General features: G+C 60.9%; 18 protein-coding genes. 7 read left to right on the top strand and 11 right to left on the bottom strand.

The annotated features are described in order from the left end of the window. Positions 1–171 precede the first annotated feature (171 nt). Complete coding sequence (locus tag BFQ00_RS13880) at positions 172–1,371, top strand: osmoprotectant NAGGN system M42 family peptidase (RefSeq protein ID WP_065895697.1); 1,200 nt, start codon at positions 172–174, stop codon at positions 1,369–1,371. Positions 1,372–1,446: 75 nt separating this feature from the next. After that, positions 1,447–1,674 (top strand): YheU family protein, encoded by a 228-nt coding sequence (locus BFQ00_RS13875; protein WP_003192759.1) that lies wholly within the window; start codon positions 1,447–1,449, stop codon positions 1,672–1,674. An 8-nt stretch (positions 1,675–1,682) separates the two neighbouring features. On the opposite strand, the gene csrA is transcribed toward BFQ00_RS13875, so the two are convergent. Together csrA and BFQ00_RS13865 are read right to left on the bottom strand one after the other, a co-directional pair. Then, entirely contained in the window at positions 1,683–1,886 is a 204-nt protein-coding gene (gene csrA / locus BFQ00_RS13870) for a carbon storage regulator CsrA (protein ID WP_065887973.1), read from the bottom strand. A gap of 128 nt (positions 1,887–2,014) precedes the next feature. Next, positions 2,015–2,830 carry an SDR family oxidoreductase gene (locus BFQ00_RS13865; RefSeq protein WP_065933822.1) on the bottom strand — a complete coding sequence of 272 codons (816 nt, stop codon included), beginning with the start codon at positions 2,828–2,830 and terminating at the stop codon, positions 2,015–2,017. 329 nt (positions 2,831–3,159) lie between these two features. On the opposite strand from BFQ00_RS13865, the gene BFQ00_RS13860 reads away from it, so the two are divergent. Next, positions 3,160–3,312, top strand: a complete 153-nt coding sequence (locus tag BFQ00_RS13860; protein ID WP_003192767.1) for a DUF3309 family protein — start codon at positions 3,160–3,162, stop codon at positions 3,310–3,312. A 64-nt stretch (positions 3,313–3,376) separates the two neighbouring features. Here the strand turns inward: BFQ00_RS13860 and BFQ00_RS13855 are convergent, their stop codons facing one another. The 4 genes from BFQ00_RS13855 to BFQ00_RS13840 form a co-directional block, all read right to left on the bottom strand. Then, the gene (locus tag BFQ00_RS13855) at positions 3,377–5,464 is read right to left on the bottom strand and encodes an LTA synthase family protein (protein WP_065887971.1); all 2,088 of its coding nucleotides are present in this window, start codon (positions 5,462–5,464) and stop codon (positions 3,377–3,379) included. A gap of 334 nt (positions 5,465–5,798) precedes the next feature. After that, positions 5,799–5,990, bottom strand: coding sequence for a PLDc N-terminal domain-containing protein (locus tag BFQ00_RS13850; RefSeq protein WP_003172956.1), 192 nt, complete (start codon positions 5,988–5,990; stop codon positions 5,799–5,801). A 69-nt stretch (positions 5,991–6,059) separates the two neighbouring features. Further along, on the bottom strand, positions 6,060–6,590 hold the full coding sequence (locus BFQ00_RS13845; protein WP_065933821.1) for a hypothetical protein: 531 nt from the start codon (positions 6,588–6,590) through the stop codon (positions 6,060–6,062). A 41-nt stretch (positions 6,591–6,631) separates the two neighbouring features. Then, positions 6,632–7,147 (bottom strand): ankyrin repeat domain-containing protein, encoded by a 516-nt coding sequence (locus BFQ00_RS13840; RefSeq protein ID WP_065933820.1) that lies wholly within the window; start codon positions 7,145–7,147, stop codon positions 6,632–6,634. A gap of 374 nt (positions 7,148–7,521) precedes the next feature. Here BFQ00_RS13840 and BFQ00_RS13835 point away from each other — a divergent pair, with 374 nt between their 5' ends. Then, on the top strand, positions 7,522–7,800 hold the full coding sequence (locus BFQ00_RS13835; RefSeq protein WP_003172952.1) for a DUF3509 domain-containing protein: 279 nt from the start codon (positions 7,522–7,524) through the stop codon (positions 7,798–7,800). 59 nt (positions 7,801–7,859) lie between these two features. Here BFQ00_RS13835 and BFQ00_RS13830 read toward each other — a convergent pair whose 3' ends face one another. The 4 genes from BFQ00_RS13830 to aroC all read right to left on the bottom strand — a co-directional run bounded on the left by BFQ00_RS13830 (position 7,860) and on the right by aroC (position 11,124). After that, entirely contained in the window at positions 7,860–8,129 is a 270-nt protein-coding gene (locus BFQ00_RS13830; protein ID WP_065887968.1) for a response regulator transcription factor, read from the bottom strand. A 208-nt stretch (positions 8,130–8,337) separates the two neighbouring features. Next, the gene (locus BFQ00_RS13825) at positions 8,338–8,865 is read right to left on the bottom strand and encodes an acireductone dioxygenase (RefSeq protein WP_065933819.1); all 528 of its coding nucleotides are present in this window, start codon (positions 8,863–8,865) and stop codon (positions 8,338–8,340) included. Next, positions 8,862–10,022, bottom strand: a complete 1,161-nt coding sequence (locus tag BFQ00_RS13820; RefSeq protein WP_065933818.1) for an MFS transporter — start codon at positions 10,020–10,022, stop codon at positions 8,862–8,864. Before BFQ00_RS13820 ends, BFQ00_RS13825 begins: the two co-directional genes overlap by 4 nt. 10 nt (positions 10,023–10,032) lie before the next feature. Then, on the bottom strand, positions 10,033–11,124 hold the full coding sequence (aroC, locus tag BFQ00_RS13815) for a chorismate synthase (protein ID WP_065933817.1): 1,092 nt from the start codon (positions 11,122–11,124) through the stop codon (positions 10,033–10,035). Positions 11,125–11,267: 143 nt separating this feature from the next. On the opposite strand from aroC, the gene BFQ00_RS13810 reads away from it, so the two are divergent. Together BFQ00_RS13810 and BFQ00_RS13805 are read left to right on the top strand one after the other, a co-directional pair. Then, positions 11,268–12,230: an alpha/beta hydrolase gene (locus BFQ00_RS13810; protein ID WP_065933816.1), complete on the top strand. Its 963-nt coding sequence runs from the start codon at positions 11,268–11,270 to the stop codon at positions 12,228–12,230. Positions 12,231–12,329: 99 nt separating this feature from the next. Further along, positions 12,330–13,133 (top strand): hypothetical protein, encoded by an 804-nt coding sequence (locus BFQ00_RS13805; RefSeq protein WP_065933815.1) that lies wholly within the window; start codon positions 12,330–12,332, stop codon positions 13,131–13,133. 471 nt (positions 13,134–13,604) lie between these two features. Here the strand turns inward: BFQ00_RS13805 and prmB are convergent, their stop codons facing one another. Beyond that, positions 13,605–14,513: a 50S ribosomal protein L3 N(5)-glutamine methyltransferase gene (gene prmB, locus BFQ00_RS13800; protein WP_065887962.1), complete on the bottom strand. Its 909-nt coding sequence runs from the start codon at positions 14,511–14,513 to the stop codon at positions 13,605–13,607. A gap of 238 nt (positions 14,514–14,751) precedes the next feature. Here prmB and BFQ00_RS13795 point away from each other — a divergent pair, with 238 nt between their 5' ends. Then, on the top strand, positions 14,752–15,342 hold the full coding sequence (locus tag BFQ00_RS13795; protein WP_065894014.1) for a cysteine hydrolase family protein: 591 nt from the start codon (positions 14,752–14,754) through the stop codon (positions 15,340–15,342). Positions 15,343–15,366 lie beyond the last annotated feature (24 nt).

Below are 15,366 nucleotides of genomic sequence, written 5' to 3'. Positions count from 1 at the left end.
GGAATGTGTTGAATGTGAAACCGCTATCGGGGGCAAGCCCCCTCCCACATTTGACGGTGTTCACCTATCAAAGGTGGGAGGGGGCTTGCCCCCGATGAGGCCGGTGAAGGCAACGACATTCCCCCTTACCTCATCGAAACCATCGATGCCCTCAACTCATCAGGAGTTTCCATGACTCGAACCATTCCCGAACCCGATCTCGTCTACCTGCAAAAAGTGCTGCTGGAAATGCTCGCCATTCCCAGCCCCACCGGCTTCACCGACACCATCGTGCGCTATGTCGCAGAACGCCTGGAAGAGCTTGGTATCCCGTTTGAAATGACCCGGCGCGGCACGATTCGCGCGACCCTCAAGGGCCAGAAAAACAGCCCTGACCGCGCCGTCTCCGCGCACCTGGACACCATCGGCGCCGCCGTGCGCGCCATCAAGGACAACGGTCGCCTGACACTGGCGCCGGTCGGTTGCTGGTCAAGCCGCTTTGCCGAAGGCAGCCGTGTCAGCCTGTTCACCGACAATGGCGTGATCCGCGGCAGCGTGCTGCCACTGATGGCCTCCGGGCACGCGTTCAACACCGCCGTGGATGAAATGCCGGTGAGCTGGGACCACGTGGAACTGCGCCTGGACGCCTACTGCGCGACCCGTGCCGATTGCGATTCCCTGGGGATCAGCGTCGGTGACTACGTGGCATTCGACCCACTGCCGGAGTTCACCGAAAGCGGCCACATCAGCGCACGTCACCTGGACGACAAGGCCGGCGTCGCGGCCCTGCTCGCTGCGCTCAAGGCCATTATCGACAGCGGCGAACCGCTGCTCATCGACTGCCACCCGCTGTTCACCATCACCGAGGAAACCGGCAGCGGTGCCGCCGCCGCCCTGCCCTGGGATGTGAGTGAGTTCGTCGGCATCGACATCGCCCCGGTCGCTCCGGGCCAGCACTCCAGCGAGCACGCGGTGAGCGTGGCGATGCAGGATTCCGGTGGACCGTACGACTATCACCTGTCACGGCATCTGCTGCGCCTGGCGGCGGACAACGACCTGCCGGTACGCCGCGATCTGTTCCGCTATTACTTCAGCGATGCGCATTCGGCGGTCACCGCCGGGCATGACATCCGCACCGCCCTGCTGGCGTTCGGTTGCGATGCCACCCACGGTTACGAGCGCACCCATATCGACAGCCTGGCGGCACTGAGTCGACTGCTCGGCGCCTATATCCTCAGCCCACCGGTATTCGCCAGCGACGCGCAACCGGCACAAGGCTCCCTGGACCGCTTCAGCCATCAGATCGAACATGAGACGCAGATGGAGAGCGATACCCGGGTGCCGTCGGTGGACAGCCTGGTCGGGAACAAGTCCGATGCCGGCAACAGCTGACCCTTGAAACGCCCGACACTGGCAACAAAAGTCCCGGCACAGTAGCATCGCCGGGACTTGACCCCCGAGGCTTATATGCTGATCCCTTACGACGCGCTTGAAGTCGACACCCTGACCCGCCTCATCGAGGATTTCGTCACCCGCGATGGCACCGACAATGGCGACGACACACCGCTGGAAACCCGGGTACTGCGCGTACGTCAGGCACTGACCAAAGGCCAGGCGCTGATTGTGTTCGACCCGGAAAGCGAGCAGTGCCAACTGATGCTCAAGCACGACGTGCCCAAGCACCTGTTTGATTGACGGTGACGCTACGGGTTGGGCACCGGCACCGGATAGGCGGCACTGGCCTGGCGTTCGAGGATTTTGCGATACACCTCGGCGCGATGCACGCTGACGCCTGCCGGCGCTGCGATGCCGAACTTCACGTGGTTGGCACTGACTTCAAGAATGTGCAAAGCGATATCATCGCCGATGGAAATGCTTTCGCCCAAGGCGCGGCTCAAGACCAGCATGGCGGTTGTCCTTTTTCGAATGTCAGGACCCCGACCATGCTTGTTTGTGGCGTAACCAGCAATGGCTCGCGGCCAAATCAGGCATCACCTACAGGCATAGGTAATTTGCCTGACAGACCGCACCCCTATCAGCCCTTTATGGCCTGAGCCTTGGCGCGCATCTTGTCAGCCATCAGCGTCATCTCGTCATAGAGCAACTGCGGGTTTTTCTGTTTGAGTGTCCACGCCATTCGCCCCTGCTCGTGGGGCAGAATCATGAACTCGCCCGCACTCACGCGCTGATGGATATAGTCGGCGATGTCCGCCGCCGAGATCGGCGAACTCTCGAGCAACTTGCCCACCTGCGCTTTCATCGCCGGGGTCGGCCCGCGAAATGAATCAAGCAGGTTGGTCTGGAAAAACGACGGGCACACCACATGCACGCCAATTTCCTGCTGCTTGAGCTCCACCAGCAAGCTTTCCGACAGCGCCACCACACCGGCCTTGGCCACGTTGTAGTTACTCATGGCCGGGCCCTGCATCAGCGCGGCCATCGAGGCGATGTTGATGATACGGCCCTTGCTCTTTTCCAGCAGCGGCAGGAACGCCTTGCAGCCCTTGACCACGCCCATCAGGTTGATTGCGATCTGCCAGTCCCAATCCTCGAGCGACAGCTCGGCAAAGAACCCGCCGGACGCCACGCCGGCGTTATTGACGATCACATCGATGCCGCCAAGCTTCACTTCGCACGCCTGCGCCAACGCAGTGAGCTGGCTGTAGTCACGCACATCGCAGCGCTGGATGAAGCCGTCGCCACCGGCGTCGCGCACCAACCTCAGGGTTTCCTGCAGGCCCGGCTCGCTGACATCCGACAAGGCCAGCCGCCAACCCTCACGGGCCCAGCGCAGTGCAATTTCACGACCCAGACCGGACCCGGCGCCCGTGATCATCATGCGGTTTTGCATAGGAAGTAGCCTTGTGGTTCACCATGGAAGTGATCGGCAGTGTAGCGAAGGTTCCTGCCGCGCCCACGCACCATCAGAATGATGAATGCCCCAGGCAAACCGCGGGCTCGGTCGGATACTTGCGTATAGCCTAAGTTCAATCTTTTTCAACTAACGTTGCGTAGTTGCGGCCGTGTTAAAAGAAATAAGCGAGCAAGCGAAATGCTTTAAAAAAATACTGAATTTTTTATCAGGCGTCAGAGTCGGAGTTGATAAGCCGTCCATTATCAGATGGACGAGACTCCCGCTGAATAACCGGTCTTTACAGAAGGCCTATAAGGAATAAAACCATGAGCCTGATTCTGATCATTATCCTGATTCTCCTGTTGGTGGGTGGCCTCCCGGTGTTCCCGCACTCGCGTAACTGGGGTTATGGCCCGTCGGGTATCCTGGGTGTGGTGCTGGTAGTTCTGCTGGTGCTGTTGTTGCTCGGCAAGATATAAGCCCCTTCCAAGGGTAAAAAAAAGAGGCCTCAATGAGGCCTCTTTTTTATTACCGGTTTGTTAGTTAGTCCGGCTTGCCGTCCACCACACCTGCGGTGTTATCCAACAGGCTCTTGGTCGCGGTTTGCAGGAACGACTCAAGTTTCTGCTTGAGCGCCGCTTCGTCCGGCGACTCGGCAATGACCTTGCCGGTCGGGTTGGCGCCCAGTTCGTATTGCCACAACTTCGGTGGCATTTCCTTGGGCAGGACCAGTACGCGGTCAGCCGTCAGCAAGGCGACGGTCTGGTCGCTGCCCGATGGCTTGATCACGCCGAAGCCCTTGTCGCCTTCCGGCAGGTTCAGCAGGTCACGGCCCCAGCACTGGTGCAGCGTGTCACCGCCGAGGCGACCCATGATGGTCGGGACGATATCGATCTGGGTGCCCACGGTGTGGTCACGCTCGCCGAACTTTTCCTGCATGCCCGGCGCGATCATCAGCATCGGTACGTTGAAACGGCCCAGGTCCATCTCGGTGATCTGCTGCTCGTTGCCGAAGCCGTGGTCGCCCACCACCACAAACAGGGTTTCCTTGAAGTACGGCTCCTTGCGGGCCTTCTCGAAGAACTGGCCCAACGCCCAGTCGGAGTAACGCATGGCCGTCAAATGCTCGTTGAGGCTGCCACGGTCGGTGACCGGCTCAACCGGCAACGGCGTCGGCAACGCGTACGGTGTGTGGTTGGACAGAGTTTGCAGCAGTGCGTAGAACGGCTTGCCGCCTTCGCGGGCCTTCAGTTCTTCCAGGCCACGGTTGAACATGTCCTGGTCGGACACGCCCCAGGTCGGGTCGGAAAACACCGGATCGACGAAGTCGTTGCGGCCGATGAAGTTGGTCATGCCCTGGTTGCTGAAGAAGCCCGACTGGTTGTCCCAGGCAAAGTCGCCGTTATAGACGTACACGTCATCGAAATCACGTGCGCTCAGCAACTGCGGCAGGCCCGACAGCTTGTGGCTGCCTTCGGGGGTCTGCATCAGGTATTCGAAGCCCGGCAGGTTCGGGAAGCACGCCATGGTGGCGAACATACCCTGATGGGTGTGGGTGCCGTTGGAGAAGAAGCGATCGAACAGCAGGCCTTCCTTGGACAACTTGTCGAAGTACGGCGTGATGTTGCCTGGACGGCCCAGGGCGCCCACCGAGTGACCGGCGAAGCTCTCCATCAGGATCACGACCACGTTCTTGATCGGCAGGGTCTTCTCGGCCGGCGGCGTGAAATCACGGCGCACGGCGGCGGTGTCGGTATCCACCAGCTTCTCGCTCGGCAGCACCAGCATGTCACGCACGGTCTGGGTGGCCAGCGGTTGTTCCAGGGTGGCTTTCCAGACGTTGTCGCGATGCGCGGAGAAACGCGCCTTGGCCGCGCCGATCAACGACAGCGTACCGTTAAGGCCCAACTGGTTGGCGAAGTTCGAGTCGGTGGTGTACACGTCGCCCCAACGCAACGGCGGGCCCTGGCGCAGGGTGCCACGGATGGCGACCACGGCGACCAGCAGGCACACCACGAACACCGCAATGCGGCTGTACCACGGCGCCACCTGGCGCGTACCGATGCTGCCGCCACTGAACGGGCCACGCGGACGCGTTGCACGGTCGGCGCCCTTGAAGGCCATGCTCAGGATCAGCGTGCCCACGGCCCAGGCCAACAGGTAGCGCACCACCGGGAAGCCATACCAGAGCATGCTCACCACGGTTTTCGGATCTTCCTTCACATACTGGAAGACCAAACCGTTGAGGCGCTGGTGGAACTCGCGATAGAAGTCCATCTCCATCAGGCCCAGGAACAGCGCAATGCTGGAGGCAACGGTCAGCCACAACCGGAAAAACCCGCGCGCCGCCATGGCCCGGACGCTGAACAAGGCCAACAGCAGCGGGACCAGCAGGTACATCACCAGGCGGATGTCCAGGCGCAGGCCGTTGGCGAACGCTTCCAGGAAGGTCGAGGCGGGTGTGTCGAGGATCATCTCGCGGTTGTAGACCAGCAACGCCAGGCGCAGCAGGGAGAACATCACCATCATGACCAGTGCGCAGAGCAGCGTGTATGCCAGATGGGATTTGACGGTCGGTTGCAGCAGGCGATTTGAAGCTCGCTGCTGATTCAGGGCGTCCGGGTTTGCCATGTCGTTTTAGGACCCATTGGAAGTTGAAGTTGCGAAATTAATGCAGTGGCGTCCGCCCTCGCCCAGGCTGGCCGGGGTGGGTGGTTAACGCGGTGGCGCAAATGGTGCCCGATCAAGGCCGGCAAGGCTATTAATTACTGAACGTGCGAGCTCGCCACCGCTTTAAATGCCCCAGGGATTGGGGCCCTGGCAGAGAAACAAAGCGGGCGAATTGTCTTGGACGGGATGTGAAAATTTCGTGCAGCGAATACTTTCGACACACAAATTCAGCGGGGGTAGGCAAAACCGGCAAAACCAATGTGGGAGGGGGCTTGCCCCCTCCCACAGTACGGTGTTAGATCCGCACGTTACCGCGCGGCCCGGCGATGGCCCAGATGATCAGGCCCAGTACCGGCAGCAGCAGGATCAACAGAATCCACAACACCTTGGCGCCCGTGCTCGCGCCGCTTTTGAACACGTTGATGATCGCCCAGATATCCAGCGCGAGGATGATCAGGCCAATCAGGCCGTTGAAAGTTGAACCCATGGTGTCGCTCCTAAGTGTGGGGGGCATGCCCTTGTAGGATAGTCAGCCCTGACGGGGGTTCCGTATTATTTAAACGTGAACGGCAATCTTCAGGGCTTCCAGGGACGGCTCAGCCTTGATACCGACCTCGGCGCACAGTTCCAGCACCCGCGCCAGGTCGTTGCCGAACACCAGGACGGCCTGGATTTCGTCATCAAGCAGTTGGCTGAAGTTGAGCAGCACATAGCCACCGTCTTCCGGGCTCAGGGCGCTCATCTGGATCTGGATGCGATTGAGCGCGGTGAGGTCTTCAGTCTTGGCCAATTGCTTGGGCTTGAGGTTGAACGCCACGCCCGGACCGAACGAGGCAACGATCTGGGCAAACAGGTCGGCGTAGGTGTCGGCCTGGAACAGCACAGTGTCCGGCAGGCTGCCGACCACCACCCACTCCCCCAACGGAATCGGGAAGCTGTCGTCGTAGTTGATATCCGGATTGGCCGCCAGAAAAGCCGCAGGATTCGCGTAGGCCTGAGCTGCTTCATCGGCGATACGCGCCACCTCGTCCGCCCCCATGACACCGCTGCTGATTTTGCTGATGAGTTCGACGAGAGCGGTTTTCATGGGCGGGTCCTGTGGCGGGCGGGTTTTCGAGGGCGCGTAGCCTACACCAGTTTTTGCAACAGCGCCGCCGTATCCACTGCCCCCATGGTCTGCGCCGCAGCCAGCGCCGTCGCCCCCTGGGCATCGGTGGCCTTGGGGTTGGCACCCTGGCGGAGCAGGTAGTCGAGCATTTCGACACGGTTGAACATGGCCGCCATCATCAATGCCGTGCGCCCATCCGAAGACGCCGCTTCAACCGGGGTGCCACCTTCGATCAGCGCCTTGACCACCGCCAGGTGGCCCTTGAATGCCGCACCGGCAATCGGCAGTTGGTTCTTGTCGTTGGCGATCAGGGGGTCGGCCTTGAACTCCAGCAGCACTTTTACCGCCTCGGCGTGGCCGTGGTAGGCGGCGAGCATCAACAGCGTGTCGCCATTGTGGTTACGAAAGTTGGCCGGCAGACCTTTGGCCAACAGCGCCGCGAGCATGGCGGCATCGCCCTTGCGGGCGACGTCGAAGACCTGCTCGGCAAATTCGGCGGCTTCGTCTTCGGTCATTTGTTGGGGCTGGGTCGACATAGTAGGGCTCCTTTCTGATGCTTTATATGGCGCCCAGTGTCGCGATGGAGTTCCCCGCTGTCATGGCTTTTTTGTCAAAAGCGCCCATAGGCATAATCAATAGAGAAAGCCGGGCCGCCGGCCGGATGGAATTTATCCCGCAAGCATGGGGTCTGAGTCGTTAGGAAAAGAGCATCTGCGCGCAGGAATTAACCGTCTGGATAACGCAAAATGCAGGATGCACGATGGCCTTTCATGCAAATTGCACGAAAACGAAAATCTCTATTATTTATAACTCACTGATTTATAAAGACTTTTTATAGGATTCAATACTGGCACAATCACTGCACCTATCACTCCATGCTTGCCAACTTGAGCCAATGGAGCTGATAGACATGAGCCTGATCCAAGATAAATTCGCTTCGGTATTTTCCAACTACGACGTCACCACCCAACCACGTCCAGACGGCGGCATTCTGTTGACCCTGCGTAACAGTGAAGGCAAACAGGTCAAGCGCTCGATCTCGTATCAGCAGTTGCACACCGCCGACCAACTGACCTGGGTCATCAGCGCCATCCGCCGCGACCTGGCCGAACAAGCCAGTGAGCTGCCGCAAATTTCGATGCTGCAAAGCCAGAACCGCTTTGCCCTGCCGACTTACCATTCGGCATAAGCGCCACCGTTAAAGAAGGGCCGCAACGCCGTTGAGCGTCGCGGCCCTTTTTTATGCCATCAGCACAGTCCCTGACGCGTCGCCTCATTCATCGCCTGCACCCGGTTATTCACATCGAGCTTGCCGTAGATATTGCGCAGATGGAATTTAACCGTGGCCTCCGAGGTGCAGCGAATCCTGCTCATCTCCCAAATGGTCTTGCCCTCGGAGGCCCATCGCAGAATCTCCAGTTCCGTCCGGGTGAGGGGTTTGCCGAGCAGACTCAAGCGTCTTCTGATGGCCGTCGGCACGATTTCCAACGGGTGAGACATCTCCTCTGGGCGACTCATTGCTCTCTCCTTTTTATATGCCGATGCGCTGTCACCCTTCGGATTCTTCCTATTGACAGGCGCCGTGAACATTGAACAAAGCGAGAGTTACACAACCTGAGCAATGAGAGGGCAAGGCCGAGGCTAAACAGCCAAGCCCTACATGGAATTAGGCTTCTTCCCACAGCAAATTCCAACTTGCCCGGGTTGAACATTTAAAAGGTTTGTATTAGTCGTCCAATTTGCCAGCGTCACGGGCGATGTCACTGCCGGTCAACGTCGGCACCGCGCCCTCGACGGTGTTGAACAAATGCAGCATCACGCAATAAGGATGCTCGCCCATGTCGAACCAATGGGGCATCTCGGCAGGCACGATCAGCAGATCGTTCTTCTCACACCGCACGCCGTAGACATACTCGCCAACGCGCAACGAGCACAGCCCCTGGCCAGCGATGAAGAATCGCGCCTGGTCTTCAGCGCAGGTGTGCTCATCCAGGCGTTCGGCCTGCAGCACTTCTTTGGAGTCAGCACCGGTCATGCTGAGCACCTCGGCACGCGCGTAGCCAAGCGCGTCGATCTGCGGCTGATACGCCGCAATCAGTTGCGCCTCGTCGGCGCCCTTTTCGAGTGTGCCGGGCTGCCAGCGTGCAAAGCGCACGCCGTGTTCGGCCAGGGTCGACTGAATGTCGTCGAAGTGGGTCAGCACCTTGTTCGGGGTGCCCGGTGTAGCGAGGTCATAGACGGCGACATAGCTCATTGCACGGTTCCTTGGTTGGGCTCTTGCAATCGAAGGCCAATGATAACGGCGGCAGCCAGGGCCGCGATGCTGGCAATACTGAACGTCAGCGTGGGGCCCAGCAGGTTCCAGCTGTAACCGGCATACAGCGCACCCAGCGCACCGCCGGTGCCGGCCAGCGCGGCGTAAAGCGCCTGGCCCTGGCCTTGCTGGCGATCACCGAAACTGCGCTGCACGAAGGCGATGGCCGCCGCATGGAAACTGCCGAACGTGGCGGCATGCAGCACTTGCACCAGCAGCAGCACCCAGAAAAATTCGGCAAATGCGCCGAGCAGCAGCCAGCGCAGCGCCGCCAGCAGGAAACTGGCCAGCAGCACCCGGCGCACCGAAAAGCGCGAAAGGATGCGACTCATGGCCAGGAACATCAACACCTCCGCCACCACCGCGAGGGCCCACAGCAAACCGATCACGCCACGGCTGTAGCCCAGGTGTTCAAGGTGCAGTGTGAGAAAGGTGTAATAGGGGCCATGGCTCATCTGCATCAGTGCCACACAGGCATAGAACGCCAGCACGCCGGGGTTGCGTAATTGCCGCACAAAGCCGTCCCCGGCCAGGCGTTGGCCGTGGCTGGCGGGCTGCGCATTCGGCACCCACAGGCTGGCGCCGATGATACCGGCCATGATCACCACGACCACCACCGGGTAGATGTCCACGCTCAGCCAGTCGAACAGCCGGCCCATGATTACGACGGTAAGGATAAAGCCGATGGAGCCCCACAGGCGGATCTGGCTGTAGCGCGCCGTCTGGCGTTGCAGATGAGCCAGGGTGATCACTTCGAACTGCGGCAGCACCGCGTGCCAGAAGAACGCATGCAGGGCCATGACCAGGGCCAGCCAGGCGTAGGTCTTGCTGACGAAAATCAACGAGAAACTCAACAGCGTGCACACCGCGCCGAACCGCACGATGGCCAGGCGGCGGCCGGTGTAGTCGCCCAGCCAGCCCCAGAGGTTGGGCGCCACGCAACGCATCAGCATGGGGATGGCCACCAGCTCGCCAATACGCGCGCTGGAGAAGCCCAAGTGATCGAAATACAACGCCAGGAACGGCGCCGTCGCCCCGAGCAGGGCGAAGTAGAACAGGTAGAAACTGGAGAGGCGCCAATAAGGGAGGGCTGTCACTGTCAGCCCGTCACAGCTGGCCCAGCACCGGCGTACTCACCTGCACATCGGCATTTTGTCCACGGTTGCGCAGCAGGTGGTCCATCAGCACGATAGCCATCATCGCCTCGGCAATCGGTGTGGCGCGGATGCCGACGCACGGGTCGTGGCGGCCCTTGGTAATCACGTCGATCGGGTTGCCGTGCACATCGATCGAGCGGCCCGGCGTGGTGATGCTCGATGTGGCCTTGAGCGCCAGGTGCGCAACGATCGGCTGGCCCGAGGAAATGCCTCCGAGGATGCCGCCGGCGTTGTTGCTGAGAAACCCCTGCGGGGTCATCTCATCGCGATGCTCGGTGCCGCGCTGGGCCACGCAGGCGAAACCGGCACCGATTTCCACGCCCTTGACCGCGTTGATGCTCATCAGCGCGTGGGCCAGTTCGGCGTCGAGACGGTCGAAAATCGGCTCGCCCAGGCCCGGCTTCACGCCCTCGGCCACGACGGTGATCTTCGCACCGACCGAGTCCTGGTCGCGGCGCAGTTGGTCCATGTAGGCTTCCAGCTCCGGCACCTTGTCCGGGTCGGGGCAGAAGAAGGCGTTGTCTTCGATGCTGTCCCAGGTCTTGAACGGGATTTCAATCGGGCCGAGCTGGCTCATGTAGCCACGAATGACGATGCCCTGGGTCGCCAGGTATTTCTTGGCAATGGCACCGGCCGCCACGCGCATCGCGGTTTCACGGGCCGAACTGCGGCCGCCGCCACGGTAGTCGCGCTCGCCGTATTTGTGATGGTAGGTGTAGTCGGCGTGGGCCGGGCGGAACAGATCCTTGATCGCCGAGTAGTCCTTGGACTTCTGGTCGGTATTACGGATCAGCAGGCCGATGGCGCAGCCGGTGGTGCGGCCTTCGAACACCCCGGAGAGAATCTCGACTTCGTCGGGTTCCTGGCGCTGGGTGGTATGGCGGCTGGTGCCGGGCTTGCGGCGGTCCAGATCACGCTGCAGGTCTTGCACAGACAGCTCGAGGCCGGGCGGGCAGCCGTCGACAATGGCGACCAACGCCGGGCCATGGCTTTCGCCCGCGGTGGTGACTGTGAACAGCTTGCCGAAGGTGTTGCCGGACATGCGGAGCGCTCCGTGAAATCAGTTGAATCAAGTCAACCGTAATAACTTAAGGCGGCCAGTATACGCAGGCTAACCGACTAGTTCATCCTCGAAACCTTACCGGTAGACGTTGGTCCAACCGGCACCTCTCCAATGATGGCGCGATGATGCTGCGAGTTCTGCTGTTCACCCTCACCCTGTTTACCGTCGCGGCCCAGGCCGCCTCCCCCGTCGTGCTGCAACGGCCCATCAGCCTGGACACCGGCAGCGGCGAGCTGTTTGGCTCGCTGCTGTTGCCGCAGTCCGACCAACCCGTGCCGGTGGTGCTGATCATCGCCGGTTCAGGTCCCACCGACCGCAACGGCAACAGCGCCGACGGCGCGCGCAACGACAGCCTCAAGCGCCTGGCCTGGGTGCTCGCCCGGCACAATATCGCCAGCGTGCGCTATGACAAACGCGGCGTGGCCGCCAGCCTTGCCGCGACCCCGGATGAACGCAACCTGACCCTCGACGCCTACGTGGCCGACGCCGTGGTCTGGGGCACGTTGCTCAAGGCTGACAAGCGCATGGGCCCGTTGATTGTGCTGGGCCACAGCGAAGGCGCGCTGGTCGCCGCCCTCGCTGCGCCGCAGTTGAATCCGGCCGGGGTGATTTCCTTGTCCGGCAGCGCCCGCCCGGTCGACCAGGTGATTCGCCAGCAACTGGCCGATCACCTGCCACCGGCCCTGTTGCTGCGCAGCAACGACATTCTCGACCACCTCAAGGCCGGCCAGGTGGATGACGATGTGCCGCGCCCGCTGGAAGGTATTTTCCGACCCAGCGTGCAGCCCTATCTGATCAGCCTGTTTCGCGCCGATCCCTCGGCAGCCTTTGCGCGCTTGAGCATGCCGGCCCTGATCATCCAGGGCACCAACGACATACAGGTCGGCGTGGACGATGCCCGGCAATTGAAAAAGGCCAAGCCCGACGCACAGTTGACCGTGATCGAAGGCATGAACCACGTGATGCGCATCGTGCCCAACAACGTCAAGCAGCAACTGGCGTCCTACAACGATCCGAAATTGCCCCTTGCGGCCGAGTTGGGCGAGCGGATAGTGCGCTTTATCGACGGAATTGCACCGCGTTAAGCGGCCATTGGCCTCCAGTCCTGGAGAAAACGGCCGATAAGCCCAGAGTCGACAGTAAAAAGACTGTCGGCTCGCAGGGCTTGGACAGGATCGCGCCGCATGACAACCACCGAAGCAACACCCGAACTCACCGCTGACATCCCGGCTGAAGCCGAGGCCGCCGCTGCGGCGGCGCTGCCTTGGGCGGACGTACACGCCGAACATTTCAAGATGCTGCGCCTCGCCCCGTTGGCCATCGACCGTGCGACCGGCGCGCGGCCCTTGCGGTTTGTACAGTTCGGTTACGCCGAGCGCCATGACTCGCATCACAGCCTGTTGCGCCTGGTCATCCAGTTGCCCGGCCAGCGCGTTCGGCGCGAGCAGAACACCCTGGATATCTGGGTGGACCACGATAAACATCGCGTGCACTTCGGCCCGGGCAGCAGCCTGGAAATCGAACCGGCCAACCGTGGCCTCGGCCGCTTCCTGGTGGCCCAGGCCGCCGCATGGGCCAAGAAGAAGTGGTCACACTACCGCGTCGATGGCGTCGACCTGGCCAACAAGGACGCGCTCAACGAAGCCACGCGCCTGCGCCGCGATCACTTCCTGCGCGTCCAGGGTTTTGACGTGGCCTATGCCGACGTGCAACACCTCAAGGGCAACGTACAGCCGGGCAAAGTCAGCGATGTGCTGGACAGCTGGAACACCGAAAAGGTGCAATTCGTGGAAATCCTCGAAGCTGCGCAGATGCTGCAACAGGCCGAGCAGAACCTGGCCGAGCAGGAAGTGAAACTGCGCAAGGAAGAGGAAAAGGTGCTCAAGTTCAAACGCGAGGACAGCGGGCTGCGCTTTACCATCACCTGCCTGGTGGCATTTACCGTGTTTCAGGCAGGGCTGTTGATCTGGATTGCCACGCACCGTTAACAGACTGGAATGCAATCAAATGTGGGAGGGGGCTTGCCCCCGATAGCCATAGGTATCTACACAACTCAGCAGCGCCCAACGCTAACCACGATGCGCAGCGAGTCGCTCTTGATCTTGATCTGCTTTTGATCTTGATCTCAGGCGCCCCGTTAAACCACGCTGGCCGAACGCAGGCTTGAATCCGTGGGTAACCCGGCAGGACGCCGGGTTAGCCGCACTGGGCCATGGATGGCCCATTGCGGCGGCCCACGGATTCAAGCCGGAGAGAGGGCACACCGAGCCTAAGCGAGGTGCCGAGTGGTGGGGCAAGAGCGTTTTGCTTACTTTTGCGCTTTTCAAAAGTGAGCCGCTGTAAAAGCGGAACCCATAGCAGCCGTTACCACAGAAACGGATATGTACTCGTTCCAATCCAACATCCTGGCCGGCCCCGAGGCCGCCATCGGGGGCAAGCCCCCTCCCACATTGACCGAGTTAAACGCGGGCGGCGAAGATTGCCTGATGCGCCCGGCACTGCTCAGCCGTGAGCATGAACACCCCATGCCCACCCCGCTGGAAGTCCAGCCAGGCGAAATCCACTTCCGGGTACAGCGCTTCAACATGCACTTGGCTGTTGCCCACTTCAACGATCAGCAACCCCTTCTCGGCCAGGTGGTCCGCCGCTTGGGCCAGCATCCGCCGTACCAGGTTCAAGCCGTCGTCACCGCAAGCCAGGCCCAGCTCCGGTTCGTGCTGGTATTCATCCGGCATATCGGCGAAGTCTTCGGCGTCCACATACGGCGGGTTGGACACAATCAGATCGAAGCGCTGGCCCGGCAGCCCGTCAAAGCCGTCGCCCTGCACGGTATAGACGCGCTCATCGACGCCGTGGCGCTCGATGTTCTGGTTGGCCACTTCGAGGGCTTCGAAGGACAAGTCACCCAGCACCACCTCGGCCTCGGGGAACTCATAGGCACAGGCGATGCCGATGCAACCGGAGCCGGTGCACAAGTCGAGAATGCGCGCCGGCGGCTGGGCCAGCCAGGGTTCGAAGCGGTTTTCGATCAGCTCGCCAATCGGTGAGCGCGGAATCAGCACGCGCTCATCAACGATAAACGACATGCCGCAGAACCAGGCCTCCTTGAGCAAGTAGGCCGTGGGCACGCGGTCATGGATGCGCCGATGCAGCAAACGCTGCACATGGGAAATTTCCTCTTCTTCCAAATTGCAGTCCAGGTAGCTGTCGGCAATTTCCCATGGCAGATGCAGGGCGCCGAGCACCAGTTGCCGGGCTTCGTCCCAGGCATTGTCGGTGCCGTGGCCAAAAAACAGGTCTTCCCCATGGAAACGGCTGACAGCCCAACGGATATGGTCGCGCAAAGTGCGCAGGCGGGAAGTGATCACGGGGCAGACTCCTGGAAAAAACGACTGGCGATTCTAACAGCGTTCATCTGTACCGACGATGTACGAAATACCGCTGCCGCATGTCGGATTTCATCCAAATTCTCCCTAATGACTTAAACAAGCCACCCCCTTGACATGGCTGCACGCCAGCAACGGCGTACCTTACGCGGGTAGCGATTCACAGAACCGCTCAGCCAGTGGACAATGGCGCAAAAGCCCCCCTGACAGGAGCCCCAGAATGTCCGTTCCAAAGACGATGTTTCAAATCAGCGGTCGTGGTTACGCAGCTGCCAACCTTGCCCATGCGACCCTCGTGATCATCGACGCCCAGAAGGAATACCTCAGCGGCCCACTCGCCCTCTCGGGCATGGACGCGGCGGTCGGCAACATCAAGCAACTGGTGACCGCTGCGCGCAACGCCGGACGCCCGATTGTGCATGTGCGCCACCTGGGCACCGTCGGCGGCCTGTTCGATCCGCAAGGCGAGCGCGGCGAATTCATCCCTGGCCTTGAGCCTGAAGGCGACGAAACCATTATCGGCAAGCTGCTGCCCAGCGCCTTTCACGGCACCGGCCTGGAGAAACACCTGCAGGACCTGGGTTCGCTGGACCTGATCGTCTGCGGATTCATGAGTCATTCAAGCGTCAGCACCACGGTACGTGCCGCCAAGAACCTCGGCTTTCGCTGCACCCTGGTGGAAGATGCCTGCGCGACGCGCGACTTGCCCTGCAAAGGTGGCGTGCTCAGTGCCGAACATGTGCAGCAAACCGAAATGGCCATCATGGCCGACAACTTCGCCACCCTGGCGTTGACCAAAGATCTGATCTGATCGTCTCTGTGATGAGCGGTGTGC

Origin of the sequence: Pseudomonas sp. 28 E 9, assembly GCF_900004785.1 — a bacterium.
Classification (GTDB): domain Bacteria; phylum Pseudomonadota; class Gammaproteobacteria; order Pseudomonadales; family Pseudomonadaceae; genus Aquipseudomonas; species Aquipseudomonas orientalis_A.
The sequence above is the reverse complement of the archived record's forward strand: the minus strand, read 5'-3'. Positions and strand labels throughout refer to the sequence as shown.